This window comes from Hymenobacter artigasi (genome assembly GCF_012275535.1).
Classification (GTDB): Bacteria; Bacteroidota; Bacteroidia; order Cytophagales; family Hymenobacteraceae; genus Hymenobacter; species Hymenobacter artigasi.
In genome coordinates this window covers 156,696-179,370 of the sequence record NZ_JAAVTK010000009.1, presented here as the reverse complement: position 1 = coordinate 179,370, position 22,675 = coordinate 156,696, and the positions used below count along the sequence as shown (strand labels likewise).

At 60.7% G+C, this 22,675-nt stretch carries 20 protein-coding genes and 1 tRNA gene; 9 read left to right on the top strand and 12 right to left on the bottom strand.

The features are described 5' to 3' along the window. Nucleotides 1-105: 105 nt before the first annotated feature. The 5 genes from HBN54_RS15475 to HBN54_RS15455 form a co-directional block, all read right to left on the bottom strand. Nucleotides 106-1,107: a hypothetical protein gene (locus HBN54_RS15475; RefSeq protein WP_168674122.1), complete on the bottom strand. Its 1,002-nt coding sequence runs from the start codon at nucleotides 1,105-1,107 to the stop codon at nucleotides 106-108. A gap of 87 nt (nucleotides 1,108-1,194) precedes the next feature. Beyond that, nucleotides 1,195-2,190 (bottom strand): hypothetical protein, encoded by a 996-nt coding sequence (locus HBN54_RS15470; RefSeq protein ID WP_168674121.1) that lies wholly within the window; start codon nucleotides 2,188-2,190, stop codon nucleotides 1,195-1,197. A 99-nt stretch (nucleotides 2,191-2,289) separates the two neighbouring features. Next, on the bottom strand, nucleotides 2,290-2,985 hold the full coding sequence (locus tag HBN54_RS15465; RefSeq protein ID WP_168674120.1) for a hypothetical protein: 696 nt from the start codon (nucleotides 2,983-2,985) through the stop codon (nucleotides 2,290-2,292). Between the two features lie 206 nt (nucleotides 2,986-3,191). After that, the gene (locus HBN54_RS15460; RefSeq protein ID WP_168674119.1) at nucleotides 3,192-5,240 is read right to left on the bottom strand and encodes a M61 family metallopeptidase; all 2,049 of its coding nucleotides are present in this window, start codon (nucleotides 5,238-5,240) and stop codon (nucleotides 3,192-3,194) included. Nucleotides 5,241-5,403: 163 nt separating this feature from the next. Further along, complete coding sequence (locus HBN54_RS15455) at nucleotides 5,404-6,105, bottom strand: class I SAM-dependent methyltransferase (RefSeq protein WP_168674118.1); 702 nt, start codon at nucleotides 6,103-6,105, stop codon at nucleotides 5,404-5,406. 191 nt (nucleotides 6,106-6,296) lie between these two features. Between HBN54_RS15455 and HBN54_RS15450 the strand changes: the two genes are divergently transcribed. Together HBN54_RS15450 and HBN54_RS15445 are read left to right on the top strand one after the other, a co-directional pair. Continuing rightward, nucleotides 6,297-6,378: transfer RNA gene (locus HBN54_RS15450), tRNA-Leu, on the top strand. A 94-nt stretch (nucleotides 6,379-6,472) separates the two neighbouring features. After that, on the top strand, nucleotides 6,473-7,165 hold the full coding sequence (locus HBN54_RS15445) for a phosphatase PAP2 family protein (RefSeq protein ID WP_168674117.1): 693 nt from the start codon (nucleotides 6,473-6,475) through the stop codon (nucleotides 7,163-7,165). Between the two features lie 37 nt (nucleotides 7,166-7,202). Here the strand turns inward: HBN54_RS15445 and HBN54_RS15440 are convergent, their stop codons facing one another. From HBN54_RS15440 to HBN54_RS15420, 5 genes are all read right to left on the bottom strand, one after another. Beyond that, complete coding sequence (locus HBN54_RS15440) at nucleotides 7,203-9,572, bottom strand: GAF domain-containing protein (RefSeq protein ID WP_168674116.1); 2,370 nt, start codon at nucleotides 9,570-9,572, stop codon at nucleotides 7,203-7,205. A 74-nt stretch (nucleotides 9,573-9,646) separates the two neighbouring features. Next, complete coding sequence (locus tag HBN54_RS15435) at nucleotides 9,647-10,225, bottom strand: hypothetical protein (protein WP_168674115.1); 579 nt, start codon at nucleotides 10,223-10,225, stop codon at nucleotides 9,647-9,649. 112 nt (nucleotides 10,226-10,337) lie between these two features. Then, entirely contained in the window at nucleotides 10,338-10,997 is a 660-nt protein-coding gene (locus HBN54_RS15430; RefSeq protein WP_168674114.1) for a hypothetical protein, read from the bottom strand. 220 nt (nucleotides 10,998-11,217) lie between these two features. After that, nucleotides 11,218-12,627 (bottom strand): dicarboxylate/amino acid:cation symporter, encoded by a 1,410-nt coding sequence (locus HBN54_RS15425; protein ID WP_168674113.1) that lies wholly within the window; start codon nucleotides 12,625-12,627, stop codon nucleotides 11,218-11,220. Nucleotides 12,628-12,785: 158 nt separating this feature from the next. Then, entirely contained in the window at nucleotides 12,786-14,030 is a 1,245-nt protein-coding gene (locus tag HBN54_RS15420) for a DUF6799 domain-containing protein (protein WP_168674112.1), read from the bottom strand. A gap of 208 nt (nucleotides 14,031-14,238) precedes the next feature. Between HBN54_RS15420 and HBN54_RS15415 the strand changes: the two genes are divergently transcribed. Then, nucleotides 14,239-15,243 carry an enolase C-terminal domain-like protein gene (locus HBN54_RS15415; RefSeq protein ID WP_168674111.1) on the top strand — a complete coding sequence of 335 codons (1,005 nt, stop codon included), beginning with the start codon at nucleotides 14,239-14,241 and terminating at the stop codon, nucleotides 15,241-15,243. 88 nt (nucleotides 15,244-15,331) lie between these two features. Here the strand turns inward: HBN54_RS15415 and HBN54_RS15410 are convergent, their stop codons facing one another. Beyond that, a complete protein-coding gene (locus tag HBN54_RS15410) occupies nucleotides 15,332-15,907 on the bottom strand; it encodes a DUF6799 domain-containing protein (RefSeq protein ID WP_168674110.1) in 576 nt (191 codons plus the stop codon). 170 nt (nucleotides 15,908-16,077) lie between these two features. Between HBN54_RS15410 and HBN54_RS15405 the strand changes: the two genes are divergently transcribed. Beyond that, nucleotides 16,078-16,533: a MarR family winged helix-turn-helix transcriptional regulator gene (locus HBN54_RS15405; RefSeq protein WP_168674109.1), complete on the top strand. Its 456-nt coding sequence runs from the start codon at nucleotides 16,078-16,080 to the stop codon at nucleotides 16,531-16,533. Between the two features lie 113 nt (nucleotides 16,534-16,646). Then, nucleotides 16,647-17,285, top strand: a complete 639-nt coding sequence (locus tag HBN54_RS15400; RefSeq protein ID WP_168674108.1) for a YceI family protein — start codon at nucleotides 16,647-16,649, stop codon at nucleotides 17,283-17,285. A gap of 88 nt (nucleotides 17,286-17,373) precedes the next feature. Here the strand turns inward: HBN54_RS15400 and HBN54_RS15395 are convergent, their stop codons facing one another. Next, nucleotides 17,374-17,931, bottom strand: a complete 558-nt coding sequence (locus HBN54_RS15395) for a hypothetical protein (protein WP_168674107.1) — start codon at nucleotides 17,929-17,931, stop codon at nucleotides 17,374-17,376. Nucleotides 17,932-18,084: 153 nt separating this feature from the next. On the opposite strand from HBN54_RS15395, the gene HBN54_RS15390 reads away from it, so the two are divergent. The 4 genes from HBN54_RS15390 (at nucleotide 18,085) to HBN54_RS15375 (ending at nucleotide 22,615) form a co-directional block, all read left to right on the top strand. Then, nucleotides 18,085-18,366 carry an ATP-dependent Clp protease adaptor ClpS gene (locus HBN54_RS15390; protein ID WP_168674106.1) on the top strand — a complete coding sequence of 94 codons (282 nt, stop codon included), beginning with the start codon at nucleotides 18,085-18,087 and terminating at the stop codon, nucleotides 18,364-18,366. A 100-nt stretch (nucleotides 18,367-18,466) separates the two neighbouring features. After that, nucleotides 18,467-19,081, top strand: a complete 615-nt coding sequence (gene recR, locus HBN54_RS15385) for a recombination mediator RecR (RefSeq protein WP_168674105.1) — start codon at nucleotides 18,467-18,469, stop codon at nucleotides 19,079-19,081. 111 nt (nucleotides 19,082-19,192) lie between these two features. Continuing rightward, the gene (locus HBN54_RS15380; RefSeq protein ID WP_168674104.1) at nucleotides 19,193-21,205 is read left to right on the top strand and encodes a glycosyltransferase family 2 protein; all 2,013 of its coding nucleotides are present in this window, start codon (nucleotides 19,193-19,195) and stop codon (nucleotides 21,203-21,205) included. Nucleotides 21,206-21,394: 189 nt separating this feature from the next. Next, nucleotides 21,395-22,615, top strand: a complete 1,221-nt coding sequence (locus tag HBN54_RS15375) for a pyridoxal phosphate-dependent aminotransferase (protein ID WP_168674103.1) — start codon at nucleotides 21,395-21,397, stop codon at nucleotides 22,613-22,615. The last annotated feature ends 60 nt before the right edge of the window (nucleotides 22,616-22,675 follow it).

The following is a 22,675-nucleotide window of genomic DNA, read 5'->3' as shown; positions in this document are numbered from 1 at the left end:
GCACCTTATCATGCAGGAACAATACGTTCAGCGGGGATAAGGTGCTTCGCAAGCTCAGCATGACAGACGTTTTCGGGACTTGGCCTATCGGGTAAGATGCCGCCGCTACTTCGGAAGCGTCAGCAGGTAGCCGATGGTAAAGTTGGCATCCCAGTCGAACACAAACTGCTGGCACCCGGTGGCATCGGCAATTGACTTATAGATGTTCAGGCCGGCCTTCGACTTGGCGTTGTCGAGTTGGTAGGCGCTGGGCGCGTCGAGCACGGTGTAGCGCTCCTTGCCTTTGCGCACCTTCTTGGCCATCTCAAACGGCACCCCGCCGATGATGAAGCAGGTGCCGCGCAAATCGGCCGGTACCTGGGTGGCTTTCTGCTTTACTTCGGCCGCTACCGCAGCATCAGCGGTGCCTTTTTCGAAGTATTTGGCCCCGTAGGTTTCCACCGAGCGGGGCTGGTTGCCGTCGAGCCACGAAATCTTGGTGTTGCCCGAGCCGATGTCGGCCACGAAGGCGCGGTCGGCAAAAGAAGCCGGCAGCACCGAGCGCAGGCCCAGCACGCCTTCCTTCTCCGGCGTCACGGTGTTCACCACGTAGCCCAGGCCCTTGAGCACCTTCACGATTTTGCCCGTGCCTTCGGCCTTTAGCGCGCCCGAACTCACCACAAAATGAATGTCGCGCCCGCCCACGCCGAAGTCCAGCATCTGGGCAATATAGGCCTTAAGCCCCCGGCGAATGTCGTCGTCGGTGGCCATGTTTTCCATCACCAGGCTGTTGCCGAAATCGGCTTTTTCCAGCTTCCAGGTGCGGTTCTGGTCGATGCGCACTATGAAGGAGTTGAAGCCGCTGGCCCCCAGCTCCACCACGCCCTTCAGCTTGCCGTCGACGGGCGCAGGGGCTTCGTAAGCAAAGGCCGGGCGGGTGCCAGCAGCTGTTGCGGCTGGCCCAGTGCCATTGTCATGCACGATGGTATCGCCCGGTACCGGGTCGATGGCCGAGCGGCCCGACTGGGCCAGCTCCGGATTAGTCTCGGTGAAGCGGCGGATACCGAAGTACAGGCCGATGAGGATGATGGCCGCGATAATGGCCTTGCTGGCGAAGGTGAGCCGCATGGTGGTTGCAGTTAAGGTGATGAAAAGGGGAGAATATTTAGAGCGTCATGCAGAGCGCAGCATGACCCTGTGTTGTCCGGTGGTCACTTAGTCCAGCAGCTTGCCGTAAGCGTCATCGGTGGCCTGGCGGGTAGTAGCGGCGCTCATTGATACGGGCGGCTCATTGTTCATTATGGCGCTGAACTCGCCCTTCTGGTACTGGTCGAGCAGGTGCTGGCCCTTCTCGCTCATCACCCCGTTCTGGATGTCCATCTCCTTCACGAACTCCTGGCTGTAGCGCATGGCCTGCTTAATCTGGCCCAATTGCTGGGCCATGTCCTCGGCCACGCGGTCAGTGGCCAGGTCGAAGAAATACTTCTTGTCGGGGTCGCCGCGCAGGATGTTCATGGCCGCGCGCATGCCCGAGCTGGTGCGTTTCACCAGGGCGTACTCGTCTTTCAGCAGGTTGACTTTGAACTTGCTGCCGTCAATCTGGCGCAGGGCGGCTTTCAGAATCTGGCGCATCACCAGGCTCACGTTGGCCGTGGTGGTGGCCATGGGCTGCAGGCGGCGGTTGTAGTCCTCCAGCTGGGCGGCGCGGCTGGCGTAGGAGTCGGCCGAGTCTTTTTCGCCCTGGCGCTGGGCCGAGGCGGCCAGCGCCAGGTACTCTTTCATCTGAACAGTATTCGCTACCATCTTGCGCTTCACCAGCTCGTTGGCCCCTTCAATATGGCCCACTTCGGCATCCATGTTGCGGGCTTCTTTCTCGGTGTTTGAGATGTAGGCTTCCATGATGCCAATGGGGTCGGTGTTGACGAAGATGCTGGCGGCCGTCCGGAAAATTCGCTGCCCCATATACCACAGCCCGGTCTGAATCCGCTTGTTGGTGGCCAGCATAAACAGCACGAACAGCACGCCCAGTCCCACGCCCAGCTTCACCGTATCGAAAACGATATCAATCAGAAAAGGCAGGATTTTGCCCCAGTAATAAATGCCAGCCCCCACCAGCGCGGCCACGAAGACCCAGGCGGCGGCTTTCTCAGGTTTTTGCCAGGAGGGCAGGCCATCGGCCGGCGAGGGCGGGCCCAGTAACGGAGTGTTCATCAGCAGAAAAAAGAAAGAGGTGGAAATTTTCGCCTACGCTTTCGCTTGTGCCTACATACGCATCGTTGGCCAGTGTAAGCGGACGCTTGTGCAACGAGTCTATTTTGCGCTGTTCAGGAAGGTTTCGGCGGCCTTGTGGTGGGTCTGCAATTCTGCCATCGCGGCCGCGTTGGCCAACTCGTAGGAGGCCAGCGCGCTCTGGGTTTTCTGGCGCTCCTCGCCCAGCTGCTGCTGGGTTTGCAGCAGCTGTTGCTGCTTGGCCTGTAGCTGACGGGTGAGCTCGGCCAGGTCTTCGGCCAGCTTTTTTTCCTGCACCATGAGCAGCGCTACCGGACCCGGTGCGGCCCCCGGGGCTGCACCTTCGCCCATCTTTTCGCGGTGGCGGGTCAGCACTTTCGCGCGGTCGTCAGCCAATGTCTGCTCAAACTGGGTGGCCGAGGCCAGCAGCGCCGGCACGGTGCCGCCATTCACAGCCGAGAAGGCGTTGAAGGCCGTTTGGTAAAGCATAGGGCCGCTGAGGCCGGCGGCGGCCATGCTCTTCACCATTTTCATGTAGGCAGCGAAGTCCTTGCCATCGCCGGCCAGCAGGCCCACAATGTGGTCGAGGTGGCGCTGCTCAGCCTGGCCGGGAGCCGGGGCAGCATGGGGCGTTGCGTTGGAAGCAGCGGGAGCAGCGGCTGGCTGGGCAGCGGCCCCGTACTGCGCGGTAGGAGGAGTAGGCGGAGCTGGTGCGCCGGCCTCGGGCTCAATAAAAAAGTCCTTGGCAGCGTGGGCAAGCTTATCAAAAATTGCCATGACAAAACGGAAAGAGGGAGTAATAGAAAGGGCCGGGCTGATGCGCTGCCGCCGCCGAAATGGCGTAGAAACGGCCACCAACCGTTCAAAGGTAAAGATATTAGCCAATCAGCCGCCCGTGACCATCGCGCAGCAAAAAGCCCCGGCGACCCGGGCCGCGCTATGCGACTCCGGCCCGCCGGGGCTTTTTTGCTTATTGGTTGGGCTTAGTTGGAGGCCTGGCTGGCCAGCCAGGCTTCGCGGAGGACTTTTTGTGCGGGCGAATACACCATTTTGTCCACCGATTCTGCGGGCTTCACCTGCACGTTGGGGTCTTCGGACAGGATGAGCTGGGTGGTGCGCTCCACGCCGCCCCGGGTTTTAACCTTCACAAATACCACGTCGCTGGGCGAGTGCTTGTGCAGCACGCCGTCGAGGTCGCCGGAGCTCTTAATCGTCTGGCCATCAAGCACTACCAGCTGGTCGCCCCGGTCAATTCCGGCCTTGTACAGGCCCGAGCCAATCTGGGTATTATACGCCACCAGGCAGCGGCCTTCTTCGTCAAACTCTACCTGGCTGGGCAGGGCCGCACCCAGGGCGCGGGTCGGAATCACGGCCAGGCCGGCCACCAGCAGGTTCTCGCTGAAGCGTGGCTGCTCGCGACCGTACACGTACTGCCGGAAGAAGCGGTCGGCAAATACGGTGTCCTTGCTCACCTCGCCCAGCACGCGCTGCAGGTCGCGGGTCGTGTAGGGGTTGGTGGGGGCGAAGCCCGCCTGCTTTTTGCCGTACTGCTGCCACATGGCCTGCATAAACTTGTCGAGCGAGGAGCGGTGGTGCTGGCGCAGCTGCAAATCGAGCACCAGCGCAATGCCCGCGCCCTGGTCGTAGTACGACAGGTTGGTGTTCACCAGGTTCATCGGGGCGGAGGTGCCGGCCCCATCGGTGTAGGCGGCCTGGCGGCTCATGTCGATGGCCGAGGCGTAGCGGGCCCCGGGGCTGTTCTGGCGCAGGTTCACCCAGCGGCTGATGTCGTCGTAAAACTCGTCGTCCTCAATTAGCTTGGCGCGGCGCAGGGCCAGGCGGCCGTAGTACTGCGTGAAGCCTTCGGCAAACCAGAGGTTGTCGCTCATGTTTACCCGCTGGAAATCAAAGGGCTCCAGGTCTTTCGGGCGCAGGCGCTCCACGTTCCAGGCGTGGAAGAATTCGTGGGCCACGGTGCCCAGGTTCTTGGTCGCGTCCTCGTCCTTTAGGGTGCGGGGGCTGGTTACGGAAGTGGAGTTGCGGTGCTCCATGCCGTCGCCGGAAGCCTGGCTCAGGTAGTTGGCCACGAAGGTGTAGCGGGCAAAGTCAAAGGTAGGCAGCTCGCCAAAAATGGCCTTCTCCTCCTTCACCACCTTCTGGATTTTCTTGGCATAGGCATCAATTTCCGACACCGGACCCATGTACAGCGTCGCCAGCTCAATGGTCTGGTCGCCCTCCTGCCACGACAGCACCTGCTGGGCGCCCAACGATACCGGGCTGTCCATCATGTACTGCATGTTGGGGGCGGTGTACACGGCCTTGCCACCGCCCTGGCGCAGCTGCGAGGCCACTTTCCAGGTAGCGGGCAGGTCAAACTTGATTTCGGTGGCGCGGCCCTCCAGGCCGGTGGCGTAGCACAGGGCCGCCGGCAGGTTGAGGTGGGCGTGCTGCTGGTCGATGCCCACGTTGGTGCCATCCGTCTGGTCGCCGTACAGCGTGTAGCTGAAAATCACGGTGCCGTCGGCGGCGGGCATCACGTCCCAGCCGTAGGGGTCGGGGCGATTCAGCGGCAGGGGATGGTTGCTGCCATCGGTAGCCACCACGTAATACACGTTTTTGGCAAAATCATGAATCGAATAGCGGCCGGGCGAGCTGCGGGCCATGCGGACGTGCAGCGGTCCGCCACCGGTCAGTCCCGCAAACGTCGCCGTCACTTTCGCCTCGTGGTGCCCCGCGTTGGGAAACGCCATGGTGTAGCGCACGGCCGGCCCCGTATCGGCCTTGGCCTGAACCGGGGCGGGGGGCGCCGCCACGATGGGGGCCGCTGCCGGAGCCACTGGTGCGGCACTTACCGGGGCAGGCTTGGGGGCCGCCGGTTTGGCAGGCACTGGTTTAATAGGAACGGCTTTGGCGGGCGCGGGCTTGGCCGCGGCTGGAGCAGCCTTGGCCGGTACAGGTTTTACCTGCGCCTGCGCTGAAAAAGCGCCCAGCCCTAATGAGAATAAAATAGCAGTTGTGGCGGTGTGTTTCATGGGCAGAAATAATAAGGAAACAAGTAATGCAATAGAAAGTCGCGAACGATGTGGAATACAAAGTTGCAGAAAATTTACAATAAAATAAGGGTAATCATTGCAAAAAACGGTCTCGGTAATGATAAAATCATGTTTCAACTACGTGAAACAGTGTTAGTAAATATCAAGGTTGGGCCGTAGCCGGGTTTTCCATAAAAATCAGGGCTTCTATCGCTCCACCAAAAAAAAGCTGCGGGTGCCCGGCCACCAGCCCAAGCCGGTCCAGGGCCGTGCGCAGGTCGGGCATCTCCTGAGCGCGCAGCCCGGTCGTGAACCGGAAAAACGTGTACATCAACTGGAGCAGCCAGTGCCGCCAGCCGCGCCGCGCCGGCCTGAAGTCGGCCACCAGCCACGGGGCTCCGGGGCCCTGGGCGGCGCGCAGCTGTGCTACGGCCGCCTCAAGGTCGGCCAGGGGCACGCAGTCCAGCACGAAAAAGGTGATGATGGCCCCAAACCGCTCGGCCGGTTGCAGGGCCGCCTGGGTGCCGTGCCGGAATTCAACCCGGCCCACCGCCTGCGGATGCTCACGTACCAGCCGGGCGCGGGCGCGGGCCAGCATCCGGGGCGATGCTTCCAGGTACAGCACTGTGGCCGCCGGTGCCCGCCGCAGTACTTCGCTCAGCACCCAGCCGGTGCCCCCGCCCAATATGAGAACGTGCGGGGCCCCACCCGGCAGGCCGCGCAGGGCCGCCCGCTGGGCTGCCTGCTGCGAAGTCCCGAACACCAGGGCGGCCAGCGCATCATAAAACCAGGCGGCCCGGTCGAAGCCAACCAGCTTTTCAGGGGCAACGGGGGCTGAAAAAGGGGCTGTGGGGGGTGAAGCCATCCGAAAATAAGGGGTGCAGGAAAATAAATTAGGCCGGCAAGTAACTGAAAAACAATTGCCGGTACCATTTGGCACCCCTGACCAAAGGAAAAAAACGGCCTATGTGTTGCGTGGCGGTAAATCAGCGCTGTATCTTTGCAGCATCAAAAGGCCGCCACCCTTCCAGGATGAGCGGTTTTTTAGCCCAGCTTGCGCTTGTGGCGAAATTGGTAGACGCGCTGTCTTCAGGCGGCAGTTCCGCAAGGTGTGGGAGTTCGAGTCTCCCCGAGCGCACGTTTTAAAAAGCCAGCCCCATCGGGCTGGCTTTTTTTATTTCCCGTACTGGAAGTAGCTGCCGGCTTTTCTGTTATCAGCCTTTTTGCCCGCTATGAATCGGTTTACCTCCCGCTTGCTGGCCCTGGTTGGCCTGCTCACCGTCGAAGTGCTGTTTGGCCTGGTGCTGTTCATCGTGGCATTCGCGGTGTTCTTTTACTTGGCGCGGGTGGTGTTCGTGCATCATTCGGTGGCGCTCGACAACTGGGCTTCGGGCATTGTGGATGGCTGGCGGCAGGCCCACCCGGGCCTGACCGGGCCCGTGCGAATGGTCACGTTTTTCGCGGCGCTGCCGTTTCTGCTGCCGGCCAGCATCATCGCGCCGCTGCTCATCCGCCGGGCCGGGCACCCGCGTGGGGCCTGGGAAATGCTGCTGGCCATGGCCGGCAGCGTGCTGCTCAACCAGCTGCTCAAGCTCTACTTCAACCGCCCCCGGCCTTCCAATGCCCTGCTGCATACCTTCGGGCTGAGCTTCCCCAGCGGCCATGCCATGTTGGGCTTCACGTTTTACGGGTGCCTGGCGTGGCTGCTGGCGCGGCATTTTAAGCGGCCGGTTTGGGTGGCCCCGCTGCTGCTGTGGGCGGGGCTCATTGGCCTCACGCGGGTGTATCTGCACGCACACTACGCCACCGATGTGCTGGCGGGCTTCGCGGGCGGCGCGGCGTGGCTGGTGGCTTTCCGGGCCGGCCTGAAGCTGTTCTGGCGCGAGGAAGAGGCCGTAATGCAGGAGGAAAGGGCATCGTCGTGATGCACTTTTGCTTAGCCCGACGGCGTTGGGTATAGCGTTATTCTACCAGCCGCACCCGCACCCGCAGGGCCAGCAGGCCTTTCACGCCCTGCAGCTCTTCCAACTCCAGCTCCTCCACCTCGGCCTCCAGCATGCCCCGGTCCTGGAGGTAGTCGATGTACTCGTAGTATTCCATGGCCTCCCGGGTCTGGGCGTATACCAGGGCCAGGGTGCCGGGCTGGGTCAGGCGCTCGCCGGTGCCCAGCACGGTGGCTTTGTCAATTCGCTTCTTGATGATTTCGTAGCGAATATTGTAGGCTCCGTCCACGTCGAACTGGCGCTCATCCTGCCGGAAGCGGATGCTCAGCGACTGCCCGTGGATGAGGATGAGCTGCGTGGTTTCGAGCGGCACGGGCAGGGTTGCTTTCAGCACATGGGTGCGGCGCGTGATTTCCACCATCGTCAGCAGCTGCCACAGGCGCAGGTTTTTCAGGAATACCAGGTCAAACGGCTTGTCCTGCACCAGCGTACTGCCCACATAGATGTTGAACTCTACGCCATCGGTCTTATTGCGCTGGAAGTAGTGCGGGAACATCAGCTGCGCCTTATCTTCCTCTTCGTCAAGGTAGTCGCTCACGGCATCGTTGAGCGTCGTCACACTGATTTCGAAGTCCTGACGGCGCTTGTAAAGAATGCCCAGCTTGGGGTCGATGTTGTTCCAGTAGCTGGTGATAACGGGGCGCAGCTCGGGCGTGTGCGTGGCCAGATACTCGAACAGCGGCTCCACTTCGCGCTTCAGCGAATCGTAAATATTTGCCTCGTCGCCGGTGAGCAGGCCTTCGCGCAGGCGCTTCAGGTTTTTGGTCACGTAGAACTTCAGCTCGTCCAGAATGGGAAGCTGCTGGAATTCGGAGGCCTTTTTCAGCACCTTGTTGGCAAGGGTAAGGTGCTCGATAAGGTCACCCTGAATGGCCTCGTTGCGCACCGTGCTGCTGCCCCGAATGTCGCAGGAGCCGTGCAGCGGGTACACGTCCTCAAACACGATGGCTTCCATCTCGGCCGTGCGGTTGCCGGCATCCAGCTGGGTGAGCAGGTTGCGGGCCGCATCGGCGAAGCGCCACTCCATGGTGGGATGAATGGCCGTAAATTTCTGCTGAATCACGGACTGAATGCGGGATTGCAGGTCCTCGGCGTTGCGCTTCACCGCCACCGCAAACAGCGGCACAAACTGCGCCACCTTGTCCATGTCAAACTCATCGAGGCCGTTCACGTCGGGCGTGCCCAACTCCAGCAGGCCCACCGTGTCGGTGCCATAAGGTAGCAGGGCCAGAATGGCCGACTTAATGCCCAGGGTGATAATTTGCTGACGCAGGTCCTTCGGAATGTCCGAATTGGCCACGTCTTTGAGCACCAGCGGCTCGCGCTCGCGCAGCAGGCGCTCGTAAATCTGACGGAAGCTGCTGTTGGCCGACTGGTTCTGCACCTGTTTGGCGAGAAAGCTGTGGTTGATTTTGCGCCCAAAATCCACAAAAGCCCGCTTCTTCTCATCGTAAGCCGCAATGCCCAGCTGCAGCGTTGGCATCGCAAACAGCACCCGCAGCTTCTCCTGAATCTGCTCAAAGCGGGCCGGGGTTTGCAGCACGTCGCGCTCCAGCAGGTCATACTTCAGCTCCGACAGGATTTCCTGGTCGGTCACGTCCACCAGCTGCAGCAGATTGAACCCTTCCAGCTCGAAATTCTCGGGCGGCAGCAGCTCGTGCCAAACCTCCGGCCGGTGGCGGTTATGCACCAGAAATTCAATCTGTTCGGGTGTGAGCACGGGCAGCTCGCCCACCACCCGCACCATCACAAAATCGGAGTTGAAATCGACCCCGTAGTGCCGGTACAGCCCCACTTTATAGTCGGGCACGGTGAACACAATAGTGCCCAGCGACGGCATTTCGGCTCCGTACAGGCGGTGCAGAATCAGGTGGTAGGCCATCAGGCCCATCTGCCGCTCCATGGTTGGCAGGTCGATGTTGAGCGGCTGCTTTACGGTGCGGTCCTTGTTCAGCATCACCTCCTCAAACAGGGGCGTGGAGTAGAAGCTGTGCCGTTGGAAGGGGGCCACCACGCCGCTGATGTCGGTAGCGAACGAGGCCGGCGGAAACACGGCCAGCATCAGCGTTTCCACCAAGTCGCAGTTGCACTCCAGCACCGAATAGTCGGTGAGCAGGCCCCGGCTCCACGCGGCCTGGGCCACCTGCTCGCCAATGGCGCGGGCCAGCAGCGCCACGCCGGCATTGCTGGCGCTTTCGCGCGCATGCCAGTAGGCAATCAGCGGCTCGAGGCTGAGCGTGGACCGAAATGGAAACGCAGAAGCAGGGGCGGCCGGCTGGGGTGCAATGGGCACCGCCGGCGCCACCGTGAGAGTAGGTTCAACAGCCATAGAAACGAAAACAGGAATGCCTGGCCAAACGTTGCAGCCCGGCAGTAGCTATACGCAAGCCAGTGCCCGGCGGGCTACTTGGTGATGATAAAGACGGGTTTGTCTTTGAGATTGGTTGTCTCGGCTGTGGTGGTGCCGGCCGTGCTGTCCTTGCGCGTGGTGATGACCTTTTGCGTATTGGTGTAGCAGGTGCAGCAGCCGTTGCCATCCAGATTGCCTTTCAGCGTCACTCTGTCGATAACCAGCGCAAAGGCCGGGAGCTTACTGCGCGGGGCCGGCAGGGCCGGGAAGTAGCGCACGTAATACTGGTACTGGTCGAGCTTGGCGGTGCTGACCTGGGAAAACGGCGTAGAATTGTTGATAACAATCGTGTCGTAAGCCTGGGCTGCGGAGCGAATCAGGGTCGCGGTTTCGGGCTTGGTGCCCGGGTTAGTACCACTGGCCGGAATGATTACCAACGGATAGCGCTCTATCACAATGCTATCGAGGTCGGTACTCGTGGGGAAGTCTTTGCTTGAAAACACCAGCTTGATGGCATCGGCCTGGGATTCGCCGGGGCAGTCGCACACATTATTGGCGCAGCAGCCGGGCAGCAGCAGCCCAAGGCCCAACAGCAGGATGGCAGAAAACCGGAAAGGCAGGAGATGGGTCATGGCAAGCCCAAAGATAAGGCCCGTAGCGCCCATCTGCCCGGAACCGGGAAGGAGGGGCACTACGGGCCTTTTATAGTAGTCAGAATAAGGGGAAGCTTGCGGTGGTCTTGGATTAGCGGCTGCCCGTGACCACCGACGAGGCCGGTAGGGTGGGGTTCTCTACGGTGCCGCCGGCCATCAGCAGGGGGCGCAGGCGGGTGGTGGCGGTGTCGAGCTGGGGCCGAATCTGGGCCATGGCACCACGCAGGGCGATAACATCGGCCAGGCGGGGCGCGGCCGTCTGCGAATAACCGTGGTACATGGCTACTTTCACCTCCGAAGTACCCGTGCCGAGGTACGAGCCCAGCAGGTTGCCGGCCGCGTCGCTCACCTGCACTTCGGCTTGCAGCGTCGTCTTATACCATTCCAGGGGCACGCCCACCACGGCGGGAATCATAAACGTGAGCACCTGCAGGCCTTGCACGGCGCGGCCGGTGCGCAGGGTGCGTACCTTTTTCACAATGAGCTTGGCGTAGCCGTACGTGGCTGAGTCGGTGGGCTCGGTCAGGTTTATGCGGCACTCCTGCTGAAATAATTTCAGCGGGTCCTCCGGCAGCGCGCCGTCGTTCATGGCCAACGGGCCCTGGTCGGCCAGGATTTCCAGCGGGGGCAGGCGCTTGGAAATGGCGGCCGACGGCGTGCCTTTCATCATGCTCTTGACCGATACACAAGCCGGAGCGAGCAGCAGCATCGGCAAAAGTGCCAGCAATGCGAGGGGACTAGCAATTTTCATAGGAGTAAGGTAGAAATTTATATAGTAAAAACCAAATATTAAAACCAAAAAATGCCTTTTTAAAATCGGTAGCACCAACCTGCCGGGGAGTAGGTGTAAAATTAGATGATTTACATCAACCTATTGGCATGTACTCGGTAAAAAGCCTGAAAAAGCCCTTAAATAGTAGAAAATTAACCGGCAAAGCTTGCTATTCAACTTGGCCGTTATTAAAAAAGTTCTATTGTGCGATAGCCGCCGGGTCGGGGCCCTGGTAGTCGTCCACAAACTCGCCTTCCCAACGGGCTACGACGGCCGAAGCCAAACAGTTGCCGAGCACGTTGACAGCCGTGCGGGCCATATCCATCAGGGCATCAATGCCCAGAATGATGAACACCGGCCAGGCCGGCAGGTTGAACGACGCCACCGTGGCCAGCAAAATGACCAGCGAGGCGCGGGGCACGCCCGCCACGCCCTTGCTGGTGAGCATCAGCGTGAACACCATGAGCAATTGCTGGCCAAAGGTGAGGGGGATGCCAGCGGCCTGCGCCACAAATACGGCGGCCAGGGAGAGGTACAGCGTAGTGCCATCGAGGTTAAAGGAATAGCCGGTGGGCATCACGAATGCCACGATGCGACGCGGCACCCCAATGCTTTCCATGGCTTCCATGGCGCGCGGCAGCGCCGCTTCCGACGAGGTGGTGGCGAAGGCAATGCTAACCGGCTCGGCCACGGCCGCAATGAAGCGGCGCAGCGGCAGGCGCGCCAGCAGCGCCACCGGCAGCAGCACCAGCAGCACGAAGGCAATGAGCGCCCCATAAAGGGTGAGCAGCAGCTGCAAGGCATTGAGCAGCGGCGCAAAGCCCATTTTGCCCACCGTGTAGGCCAGGGCCCCGCCCACGCCCAGCGGCGCGAAATACATCACCACGTTGGTGAACTTGAACATGACTTCCGACAGGCTTTCGCAGAATTCCAGCATCACGCGGCGCGGGCGCTCCGGCGTCATGGCCAGCCCGATGGCGAACAGAATAGCGAAAATAACGACCTGCAGGACCTGGCCCTCGGCTACCGATTTGGCAATGTTTTCGGGGAAGATGTGCAGGATGATGTCGGCGGCGGTTTGGGGGCCGGCCACGGCCAGGGTTTTGGCTTCATCGGAGGTGTTGGCGGCGCGGGCAGCGGCCAGCACATTTGCATCGAGCCGGCCGGCGTGGGTGAAGTTGATGGCCGCCAGGCCGATGAACAACGCAAACGTGGTCACGACTTCAAAGTAAACCAGCGCCTTGAGGCCCATGCGGCCCACCTGCTTGAGGTCGGCGTGGCCGGCGATGCCTACGACCAGCGTAGCAAAAACCAGCGGCGCGATGATGGTTTTCACCAGGCGCAGGAAGGCATCACTCAGTACTTTAAGGCTGATGGCTACGGCGGGTGCATCGTGGCCCAGCTCGATGCCGACCAGCATACTCACCACAATCCAAAGGGTAAGGGAGCGGCGGGGGGCTACGGCGGCGGCAATGGCCAGCAGGGCCAGCCAGCGGGCGGCCACGGGTACGGCGGGCGACAGGACCAGCATTTGGTTGGCGGCGAGCACGGTGAGCACACCAGCCAGCAGCACCATAATAGCAACGAGGAGTAAACGGGATTTTGCCATGCAACTTAAAAAGGCCGTGAATACGGAATGAGGCATCAAAGAACGGCATTATCCGGCCAGCAAGCCCGGTGCTCTGGAAAACGCGTTCGGGGCTGGCCACAAAAAACCGCCCCGTCCCAATGGGCACGAGGCGGTAGAAGTGGGTAGCCGCGGGTGGGCTAGGGCAGCGAAAGCAAGTAGCCGATAGTGAAATTGGCATCGTAGCCGAACACGAACTGCTGGCAGCCAGTAGCCGCCGCCACGGCCTGGTAGATGTTGAGGCCGGACTTGATTTTGGCCCCCGAAAGCTGCGGATAAGCATCAGCAGCTTTCAGTACGGTGTAGGGCTCCTGGCCCTGGCGCACGGCTTTAGCCAGCTCGTAGGGTACGCCGCCGATGACGAAGCAGGTGCTGCGCAACTTGCCCGGCACCTTTGCCGCTTTGGTCTTCACATCGGCGATTACGGTGGCATCGGGCACGTCTTTTTCGTAGTATTTCGAGCCGTAGGTGTCTTCTACGTGGGGCTGGCCGTCCGCCAGCCACGCAATTTTGCTGTTGGCCGAGCCCATGTCGAGCATAAAGGCCTTATCGGCAAAAGGCATTGGCAGGGCGGCTTTGAGGCCCAGGGTGCCTTCGCGCTCGGGCGTCACGGTGTTCACCACGTACTTGAGCGACTCCAGCGACTTCACAATGCGGCGCGTCACGTCCGACATAGCTGCGCCGGAACTCACCATGAAGTGAATATCGCGCCCGGCTACGCCAAAGTCAAGCATTTTGCCGATGTAGCTTTTCAGGCCGTTGCGCACATCCTCCTCCGTGGCCATGTTTTCCATCACCAGGCTGTTGCCGAACTCTGATTTTTCGAGTTTCCAGTTGTGCTGGTTATCGGCCCGAACAATAAACAGGTTAAAGCCGCTGGCCCCGAGCTCTACCACGCCTTTCAGCTTGCCATCAACGGGCGCAGTGGGGCGGTAGGTGAAAGTCGGCGTAGCTGCCGGGGCCGCGGTGGGCACCGGGGCCGAAACCGGGGCCGGGACTGGCGCGGCGGCTGGCGTTGTGGCCGAAGCCGAAAGGGTAGCAGGTGCCGGAGTTGCGGCAACTTCTGGTTCCGGAGCCGCGTTTTTTCGAATAAACTCGCCGTTCAGGCTTAGCATATCGCCTTCCTTGAGCTTTACGCGGTTGCCGTTGGTGAGCACGATGGAGCGCGAGAGATGTTCGACCCGAATTCCGTTCGGCAGCGTTACATCTTTGTCCAGTGTCTTTGCTTTGTCGCCGGTTTGCACCACCATGGTGCTGTTCTTCACCGCGAACCACGGAATGACACTGACGGCTTTGGTTGTTTGGGCTTGTACCGGGGCGTGCTGAAATGGCGAAGCAACCAGCAGGGTACCAAGGAAAAGGGCGGTGATTAACGTTTTTTGCATGAAAAAGATGATGAGTATAGGTAGGACATAATTACGAAGAATTATGACATGACAAAGCTCGACTTATTTTCCATTTATCCCACTGTTTTTAGCCCAATGGACCTAAATTCACGTTGAATTATCATAATTATTCAGGTGGCCCTTATATGCCTGAATCATTCTGCCTGCTTTTATAGCCGGCTTACCCGGGCATTCCGTTATTCTATTCATGCCCATCTGGACCCTCACTCCGTACCTGCTTCCGCTTCGCTACGTGTGGAAAATATCCCGCAATGCTTCGGCTACTAAAACCAACCTGATGCTGCGCATAGCCGGGCACGGCCAGCACGGAACCGGCGAGGCCGCGCCCAATGTGCGCTACGGCGAGTCGCCCGAGCTGCTCTGGCAGCAGTTTAATGGGCTGTTGGACAATGGATTGTCTGAAATAAATACGCTGCCGGAGCTGGATGCGCTATTGGCCGCGCATCCCGTGGCCCACGCCCTGAGCTTTGCCCTTGAAGCCGCCCTCGTGCAGTGGCTGGCCGCCTGCGCCGGGCAGCCGGTGTGGCAATGGCTGGGCGTGCCACCCCCGGCCGCCGCTGTGCCCACGGCTTTTTCCCTGCCCATTATGGAGCCGGGCGCGGTGGCCGGCTTCCTGCGCGAGCAGGATGCTGCCCGCTTTCAGCTCTTGAAAATCAAAGTAAACCAGGCCGAAGGGCTCGAATTGTTGCGCGAAGTATCGCGTGCCCTGCCCGGCCACGCCCTGCTGGTAGATGGCAACGAAGCCTGGCCCAATGCCGACAGCGTGCTACGCTTTCTGGAAGAAACGGCCGCCGTGCCCGGCCTGCACCTGAAGCTGCTGGAGCAGCCCCTGCCCGCCGCCCTGGCCGATGACTACCGCTACCTCCGCCCCCGCAGCAGCGTGCCGCTCATCGCCGATGAATCGGTGACTGACGCGGCCGATTTTGCCGATATCGCCCAACAGTTCCACGGCGTGAATGTGAAGCTGATGAAGGCTGGCGGCTTCCGGCGGGGCATCGACCTGCTGCGCCGTACCCGCGCCCACGGCCTGCTGCCCATGCTGGGCTGCATGGTGGAAACCAGCGTGGGCATCGCGGCCGCCCTCGAAATCAGCGCGCTGGCCGATGTGCTGGACCTCGATGGATTTCTGATTATCAAGGATGAGCCGTTTGGCCTGGTGCAGGAACAGGTGGGGCTGCTGCGGCGAGTGTAGCTGGCCCTGCTCCTGAACCCAAAAGCCCCAGCAAAGCGGCACTCTTCAACCGAGTGCCGCCTTGCTGGGGCTGTTCCGCCGCTTGGGGCTATTTCGGAGCGTTTAGCTGCGCGTCGAGCTGCGTGAGCTGGTCGTCGATGGCCTTAGTGTTGGGCAGGGTAGTCTGGCCCTGGCTGAGCGCCTGGATTTTCTGGTTGAGCAGCTCAATCTTTTTGTTGAGCAATGATACCTGCATGGCGGGGTCGGAGAAGCCGGGGCCGTGCTGCACGTAGGTATCGTACTTGGTGCCGGGGGGCGTGGTGGGGGGCGTGCCTTCGCCCCGGGCGGCGGCGGCACTGGCCGGCGTGGCGAATACTACGCCGCCGTCGGGCCTCACGTAGTCGCCTTCCTGCAGGGTGATTTTTTTGCCCTTGGGGCTTATTTTGTCAGCGGGCATTTCTACGATGCCGTTTTTGTAGTTGATTTTCACACCGCCGGGCAGCTTCACGTTTTGGGTGAGGGGCATGGTTTGGGTACCCTCGCGGCGCACTACTTCGCCGTTGGTCATCACAAACTGGGTGCGGCTGGTGGTTTGCACCGGGAAGCCACCGGCCTGGGCTGCGGCCAAGTGTGGAGCGGTGGCCAGGCAGCCGGCGGCAAATACGAGCAGGAAGAAACGAGTCATGGTAATAAAGAAAATGGTGAATGTGCGGGGATACGGATTTTAAGCCCCGGCGGTAGGGCGGAAGGGGAGGAGCACAGCTTATTTTAAAAATTTCTGGGAACGATGTTGTGACATTAAATGTATGTACATATATTTGCACCCGGTTCCACTACCTGCTACCTATACCTGCTATGCGCATCGAAGACGAAATCAAACAACCCATTTTCCGCAACGAGTACCAGAAAGCCCATATCAACCTGATATACACGGCGGGCTGGTTGCAGCTGCGCCAGGCAGCAGCCTTCAAACCGTTCGGCCTCACCTCGCCGCAGTTCAATATTCTGCGCATTTTGCGCGGGCAGCACCCGCTGCCGGCCACCGTGGCCCTGCTCATCGACCGAATGCTGGACAAAACCAGCAATGCCTCGCGCATCGTGGACCGCCTCGAAGAGAAAAAGCTGGTGACCCGCACCGTATGCCCGGCCAACCGCCGCGCTGTTGATATCCGAATTACCAAAGCCGGCCTGGAATTGCTCGACAGCATTGAGGAAACTGGCATTCTGGACGCTAACGAAAACGCCCCGCTGAACGAGGACGAGATGCGCCAGTTGAACGACCTGCTCGACAAAATGCGAACGGTGGAATAAGCCATTTTCAATCTCTGCTGTTGCCCAGGTTCCGGCACGCTTTTTCGTTACTGCCCGGTCGTAATACTTGCTTCAAATTACACTTCTTACCTTTTTTCTAATACTTGCTTAAGATGAAAAAAATCCTCTTGCCCGCCCTGTTCGCCATTGCCACCATTGGCGCAACTTCCGCTGCTTCGGCCCCTAAAGTGGCTACCGTGGCCGCTCCTGCCCCCGCCTACAAGCTGCAGCCGCAGCTGAGCACCCTGGGCTGGGAAGGCAAAGCCGTAACCCACGGCCACAACGGCACCATGCAATTTTCCGACGGCGAATTGCTCGTGAAGGGCAACTCCATCGTAGGCGGTACCGTGACCGTGAACATGAAAACCATGGTGGCCACCGACATCAAAGATGCCGAAAGCCAGGGCAAATTTGTGGGCCACATGAGCAGCGACGATTTCTTCGGCGTGGAGAAATTCCCCACCTCGACCTTCAAAATCGTCAGCGTAACGCCCATCAAAGGTGCCGCCGCCAATGCCGATAACGCGACCATCGCCGGCGACCTGACCATCAAGGGCGTGACGCAGCGCATCAGCTTCCCGGCCAAAGCCGGCGTGAAAGACGGTGTGGCCGCCGCTACCGGCAAGGTAACCATCGACCGCACCAAGTTTGGCCTGAAATACGGCTCGAAGTCGTTCTTCGACAGCATCGGCGACAAAGCCATCTACGACACGTTCGACTTGACTTTCAACGTCATCGCCAAGAAAGCCTAACTGCTCGCTGGCTCGAATCTCACGAATGCGAGGTTCTGGCTTGACCAGCAATGGATGAAAAAGCCCGCCGGATTCGGCGGGCTTTTTTTTATTCGGGGATTTCAAATTTCCGGGGCAGGTCGAATTTGAGGTTATGGCTCTTTTTGCGGCGGTGCAGCTCGCTCAGCACGTCGTCCAGGTCCGACTGATACTCCACCCACAGGTCTTCGTGCAGGCTTTTGAGGACGAGGGCGGGCAGGCGGGCCGCCAGGCGGGCGGTGGCGTTGTAAAAGCCGTCCCACACGCTGTCGAACTGGCCCGAGTAATTATCGATGCACTGCCGCAGAATGTAGAGCAGCAGGTCGATTTCGAGCTGCTTGTTTTTGGTGATGCGGCGGGCGCGGGCGGCTTCCTGCACGCCGGCGCGCACGGCCTTCACGAGGCTGCGGTTGAGCAGCCGGCCGGTCACGGCCACGGTAAACAGCTCGTGGATGCGGTCGGCGGTTTCTTCCTGAATCTGGCCCAGGGTTATATCGGCCAGCAGCTCGAAGCGGAACGTTTCGTAGAGCTCGGCGTCGCGGCGCACGGCGCGGAGCAGGAGGGCTTCCTTTTCGGGCTCGGAGAGGCGTTTGAGGGCTTTCTTGAAATCGGCGGAGGGAACGGGCATGAGGGGCGGGGGCTAGGAGCAAAGTTCGCGCTACTCGTTCGCATAATGGCGGGGTAAGGTTTGCGTATTTGCAAGGATTCCACGAAACGAAACGGGCGGGTTTGGGGTTATCAGGAGCTGCCTCACACGGGCTTTCCTGCGTAAATTTGCCTTATGAATACCCGTCCGCAAACCGATTATGATGAAGAGGTTCTACTGCTCGAAGAAGAAGCCGAGCTGCGCAACCTCGTCGTGTACAACGATGAAATCAACACCTTCGACCACGTCATTAAAACCCTGATGGACGTGTGTGGCCACCAGCCCGAGCAGGCCGAGCAATGCACTCTGCTCATCCACTACAAGGGCAAGTGCGCCGTCAAAATGGGTACCTACGAGGAGTTGGAGCCCCTTTGCACCGCCATTCACGACCGCGGCATTGCCGCCGATGTCGTCTAATCTCTGGTGCTTGGTTGCTGGTGCATGGTGCTTGGTTACGGGCAGAGTCGCACTTTTTTACCAAGCACCATGCACCAACAACCAAGCACCCATTATCTGAATGGAATTTCCCTCCAAACTGATTGAAAACGCCGTGGGCGAGCTGTCGCGCCTGCCCGGCATCGGCCGTAAAACGGCCCTGCGCCTGGCCCTGCACCTGCTGAAAGCCGAAATGGACACCACGGCCAGTCTGGCCGAGGCGTTGGCCAAGATGCGGTTCGAAATTACCTACTGCAAAACCTGCCACAGCATTTCCGACGCCGAAGAGTGCGGCATTTGTGCCAACAAGCTGCGCGACCACAGCCTGGTCTGCGTAGTGTCGGACGTGCGCGACGTGATTGCCATCGAAAACACGGGCCAGTACAAGGGCGTGTACCACGTACTGGGCGGCGTCATTTCGCCCATTGAAGGCATCGGGCCCTCCGATTTGCACATTGATTCGCTGGTGGAGCGGGCGGCGGGCGAAGAATCAGAAGTGCGCGAGGTTATTCTCGCCATCTCGCCCACCATGGAGGGCGACACCACGGCCTTCTACCTCTCGCGCCGCCTGCGCGATTTGCCCAACGTGCACATCAGCACCATTGCCCGGGGTATTCCGATGGGCGGCGAGCTGGAATACGCCGACGAAATCACCCTCGGCCGCAGCATTGTGGACCGCCTGCGCCAGGCCCGGTAGTGAGGTAAGCTTCAGCTTGCCGTCGCGAAAACGATAAATGCCCCAGCGCAGTAGCTTTGCATGCGCTTTTAATGCTTCCATCACGGCAAGCTAAAGCTTACCGCACAGGTTTTGAAGCTCTCCGTCGTCATTGTTAATTATAACGTCTGCTATTTTCTGGAGCAGGCGCTGCTTTCGGTGCGGCGGGCCGTGGAGAAGCTGGGGCAGCCCGTAGAGGTATTTGTGGTCGATAATAACTCGGCCGACGGCTCGGTGGCCATGGTGCGGGCGCGGTTTCCGGAGGTCATTCTCATTGCCAACCGCGACAACCCCGGCTTCTCGAAAGGCAACAACCAGGCCCTGCGCCGCGCCACCGGCCAGTACCAGCTGCTGCTGAACCCCGATACCGTGGTGGAGGAAGACACCTTCCGCGCCTGCTGCGACTTCATGGACGCGCACCCCGATTGTGGCGGCCTCGGCATCAAGATGCTGGATGGCCAGGGCAAATTCCTGCCCGAAAGCAAGCGCGCCCTGCCCACGCCGGCCGTGGCGTTCTACAAGATGTTCGGGCTGGCGGGCGTGTTTCCGAAGTCGCGCACTTTTGGCCGCTACCACCTGGGCTTTCTCGATAAGGACGAAACCCACGAGATTGAGGTGCTGAGCGGGGCCTTCATGCTGCTGCGCAAGGCCGCGCTGGACCAGGTGGGCCTGCTCGACGAAGACTATTTCATGTACGGCGAGGACATCGACCTCTCGTACCGCCTCACCCAAGGCGGCTGGAAAAACTATTATTTCCCCGGCACCCGCATCATTCACTACAAGGGCGAAAGCACGAAGCGCACCAGCGTAAACTACGTGTTTGTGTTTTATCGGGCGATGGTGATTTTTGCCCAGAAACACTTCGCGCCGGGCCGGGCGGGCCTGTTTTCGCTGCTCATCAACGCGGCCATCTGGCTGCGGGCCGGCGCGGCCGTGGCCGAGCGCCTGGCAGTGCGCGCCGCCCCGCTGCTGCTCGATGCCGGCCTGATTTGGGGCGGCATGTACTTCCTGAAAACCTATTGGGAGCACAACCACAAGTTTGTGCCGGGCGCGTACCCGCCGCAGTACATGGCGGCGGCCGTGCCGGCCTACATCGCGGTCTGGCTCACGTCGGCTTACCTCAGCGGGGGCTACGACCAGCCGGTGCGCACCTCGCGGGTGGTGCGCGGCATTTTCATCGGCACGCTGCTGATTTCGGCCGCCTCGAATTTTCTCGATGCCTGGCGGTTTTCCAAAGCCCTCATTATTCTGGGTGGGGCCTGGGCGGTGGCGGCGCTGGTGGGCCGGCAGCTGGTGGCGCACTTCATCAAGTATAAAAACCTGCACCTGAGCGAGCGCCGGCAGAAAAATATTGCCATCGTGGGCTCGGGGCCCGAAAGCCGCCGCGTGCGCCAGTTGCTCGAAGCCGCTCACGTATCGGCCCGGGTAATTGGCTACGTGAGCGTGGGGGAGGAGGAAACGCCAGAAGCGGCAGCCACCGAAAACCATTCACCCATTCACTCATTCACCCATTCACCCATTGGCGAAGCGCTGGGCGAGCTGCGCCAGCTGGACGATATTATCCGCCTCTACGGGCTGAATGAGCTAATATTCTGCGGTAAAGACCTGCCCGCCAGCCAGATTATTGCCCTCATGCTGGGCCTGCCCGCCGAGCCGCCCGTGGCCTACAAAATCCTGCCCGAAGACAGCCAGTACATCATCGGCAGCAGCAGCAAAGACTCGCCCGGCGACTACTACACCCTCGACATTGCCCTAAACCTCTACCAGCCCCAGCAGGCCCGTGCCAAGCGCCTGCTCGACCTGCTCACCAGTGCCGGCCTGCTGGCGCTGAGCCCGGTGCTGGTCTGGTTTCAGCCGAAAAAAGCCGGTTTCCTGCGCAACTGCGGGGCCGTGCTGCTGGGCCGCCGCACCTGGGTGGGCCTGCGCCACCTCGAAGGCCCGGCCCGCGCCGTGCCCGCCGTGCTCTCGCCCGCCGATGCCGCCCACACGGCCACCCCGCTCAATGAGGTGACGCTGCGGCGGCTGGAGCTGCTTTATGCAAAGGATTATGAACCGGGCACCGACCTGAGCGTGCTCTGGCGCTGCTGGCGGCGGCTGGGACAGTAACCGTTCCAACTGTCAGCTGGTCCACGTCTGTCATCCTGAGCGTGCGAAGGACCTTATCACCGTTGCGTAGTTTGTATTTATGTGGCGTAGCGGTGATAAGGTCCTTCGCACGCTCAGGATGACAGATGCAATGGCAGCCCCGCGTTGACAATTGAATTACCTTTGCCCTCCCATTCACCGTTGCTCGATATGCCCGATACTACCACGCTTGCGCCCGTCTCGCCGCTCTCGCACCGCCTGCTGGCGATGAACGAGTCGGCCACCATCGCCATGGCCAAGAAAGCCCGCGAGCTGATGGCCACGGGCATCGACGTCATTAACCTGAGCTTCGGCGAGCCCGATTTCCAGACCCCGCAGTACATCAAGGATGCCGCCAAGCAGGCGCTGGACGACGGCTACACCTTCTACACGCCCGTGCCCGGCATCCCGGAATTGCGGCAGGCCATCTGCGACAAATTCAAGCGGGATAACCAGCTCGATTTCCAGCCCAACCAGATTGTGGTGAGCACCGGGGCCAAGCAGGCCCTGGCCAACGCCGTGCTCAGCCTGGTAAATCCGGGCGAGGAGGTCATCGTGTTTGCACCCTACTGGGTGAGCTACGAGGAGATGGTGAAGCTGGCCGAGGGCGTGCCCGTGACGCTGGTGGGCACCCTCGAAAACGAGTACAAAGTGACGGCCGCGCAGCTCGAAGCGGCCATCACGCCCCGCACCAAGCTCATCATGTACTCGTCGCCCTGCAACCCCACGGGCGCGGTTTTCAGCCGCGAGGAGCTGGGCGAAATCGCCGAAGTGCTGGCCCGTCACCCGCAGGTGTACGCCCTGGCCGATGAGATTTACGAGTACATCAACTTTGTGGGCGAGCACGCCAGCCTGGCCCATTTCGATGAGATAAAAGACCGGGTCATCACCGTCAACGGCTTCTCGAAGGGCTACGCCATGACGGGCTGGCGGCTGGGCTACCTGGCCGCCCGGGCCGACATCGCCTCGGCCTGCGAGAAGATGCAGAGCCAGATTACGTCGGGCACCTGCTCCATCACCCAGCGGGCGGGGCTGGCGGCCCTGCGCGGTGGCCGCGCCTCCGCCGATGAGATGGTGGCCGCCTACCGCCGCCGCCGCGATTTGGTGCTGGACATCGTGAAGGACATTCCCGGCTTCAACACGCCCACGCCCAGCGGCGCGTTCTACATTTTTCCGGAAGTATCGGCCTATTTTAATCGCCTCGCGCCCGATGGCAGCACCATCCGGGACTCCTCAGACCTGGCCCTGTATCTGCTGCACGACGCGCACGTTTCGGCCGTGTCGGGCGATGCCTTTGGGGCACCGGAGTGCATGCGCTTCAGCACCGCCGCCGCCGATGACAAGCTGGTGGAAGCGTTTCGGCGCATCAAAGCCAGCCTGGCGAAGCTGTAAACGTTACGTTTGTCATCCTGAGCGCAGCGAAGGACCTTATCACTGCTGCGCCGATTGAGT

Excerpts from the sequence above, each read along its gene's own strand:
- HBN54_RS15445 (WP_168674117.1), top strand. The coding sequence starts at position 6,473 with ATGAATCGGTTTACCTCCCGCTTGCTGGCCCTGGTTGGCCTGCTCACC.
- HBN54_RS15470 (WP_168674121.1), bottom strand. The coding sequence starts at position 2,190 with ATGAACACTCCGTTACTGGGCCCGCCCTCGCCGGCCGATGGCCTGCCC.
- HBN54_RS15435 (WP_168674115.1), bottom strand. The coding sequence starts at position 10,225 with ATGACCCATCTCCTGCCTTTCCGGTTTTCTGCCATCCTGCTGTTGGGC.
- HBN54_RS15460 (WP_168674119.1), bottom strand. The coding sequence starts at position 5,240 with ATGAAACACACCGCCACAACTGCTATTTTATTCTCATTAGGGCTGGGC.
- HBN54_RS15375 (WP_168674103.1), top strand. The coding sequence starts at position 21,395 with ATGCCCGATACTACCACGCTTGCGCCCGTCTCGCCGCTCTCGCACCGC.
- HBN54_RS15415 (WP_168674111.1), top strand. The coding sequence starts at position 14,239 with ATGCCCATCTGGACCCTCACTCCGTACCTGCTTCCGCTTCGCTACGTG.
- recR (WP_168674105.1), top strand. The coding sequence starts at position 18,467 with ATGGAATTTCCCTCCAAACTGATTGAAAACGCCGTGGGCGAGCTGTCG.
- HBN54_RS15405 (WP_168674109.1), top strand. The coding sequence starts at position 16,078 with ATGCGCATCGAAGACGAAATCAAACAACCCATTTTCCGCAACGAGTAC.
- HBN54_RS15475 (WP_168674122.1), bottom strand. The coding sequence starts at position 1,107 with ATGCGGCTCACCTTCGCCAGCAAGGCCATTATCGCGGCCATCATCCTC.
- HBN54_RS15395 (WP_168674107.1), bottom strand. The coding sequence starts at position 17,931 with ATGCCCGTTCCCTCCGCCGATTTCAAGAAAGCCCTCAAACGCCTCTCC.
- HBN54_RS15440 (WP_168674116.1), bottom strand. The coding sequence starts at position 9,572 with ATGGCTGTTGAACCTACTCTCACGGTGGCGCCGGCGGTGCCCATTGCA.
- HBN54_RS15455 (WP_168674118.1), bottom strand. The coding sequence starts at position 6,105 with ATGGCTTCACCCCCCACAGCCCCTTTTTCAGCCCCCGTTGCCCCTGAA.
- HBN54_RS15425 (WP_168674113.1), bottom strand. The coding sequence starts at position 12,627 with ATGGCAAAATCCCGTTTACTCCTCGTTGCTATTATGGTGCTGCTGGCT.
- HBN54_RS15465 (WP_168674120.1), bottom strand. The coding sequence starts at position 2,985 with ATGGCAATTTTTGATAAGCTTGCCCACGCTGCCAAGGACTTTTTTATT.
- HBN54_RS15390 (WP_168674106.1), top strand. The coding sequence starts at position 18,085 with ATGAATACCCGTCCGCAAACCGATTATGATGAAGAGGTTCTACTGCTC.
- HBN54_RS15430 (WP_168674114.1), bottom strand. The coding sequence starts at position 10,997 with ATGAAAATTGCTAGTCCCCTCGCATTGCTGGCACTTTTGCCGATGCTG.
- HBN54_RS15420 (WP_168674112.1), bottom strand. The coding sequence starts at position 14,030 with ATGCAAAAAACGTTAATCACCGCCCTTTTCCTTGGTACCCTGCTGGTT.
- HBN54_RS15410 (WP_168674110.1), bottom strand. The coding sequence starts at position 15,907 with ATGACTCGTTTCTTCCTGCTCGTATTTGCCGCCGGCTGCCTGGCCACC.
- HBN54_RS15400 (WP_168674108.1), top strand. The coding sequence starts at position 16,647 with ATGAAAAAAATCCTCTTGCCCGCCCTGTTCGCCATTGCCACCATTGGC.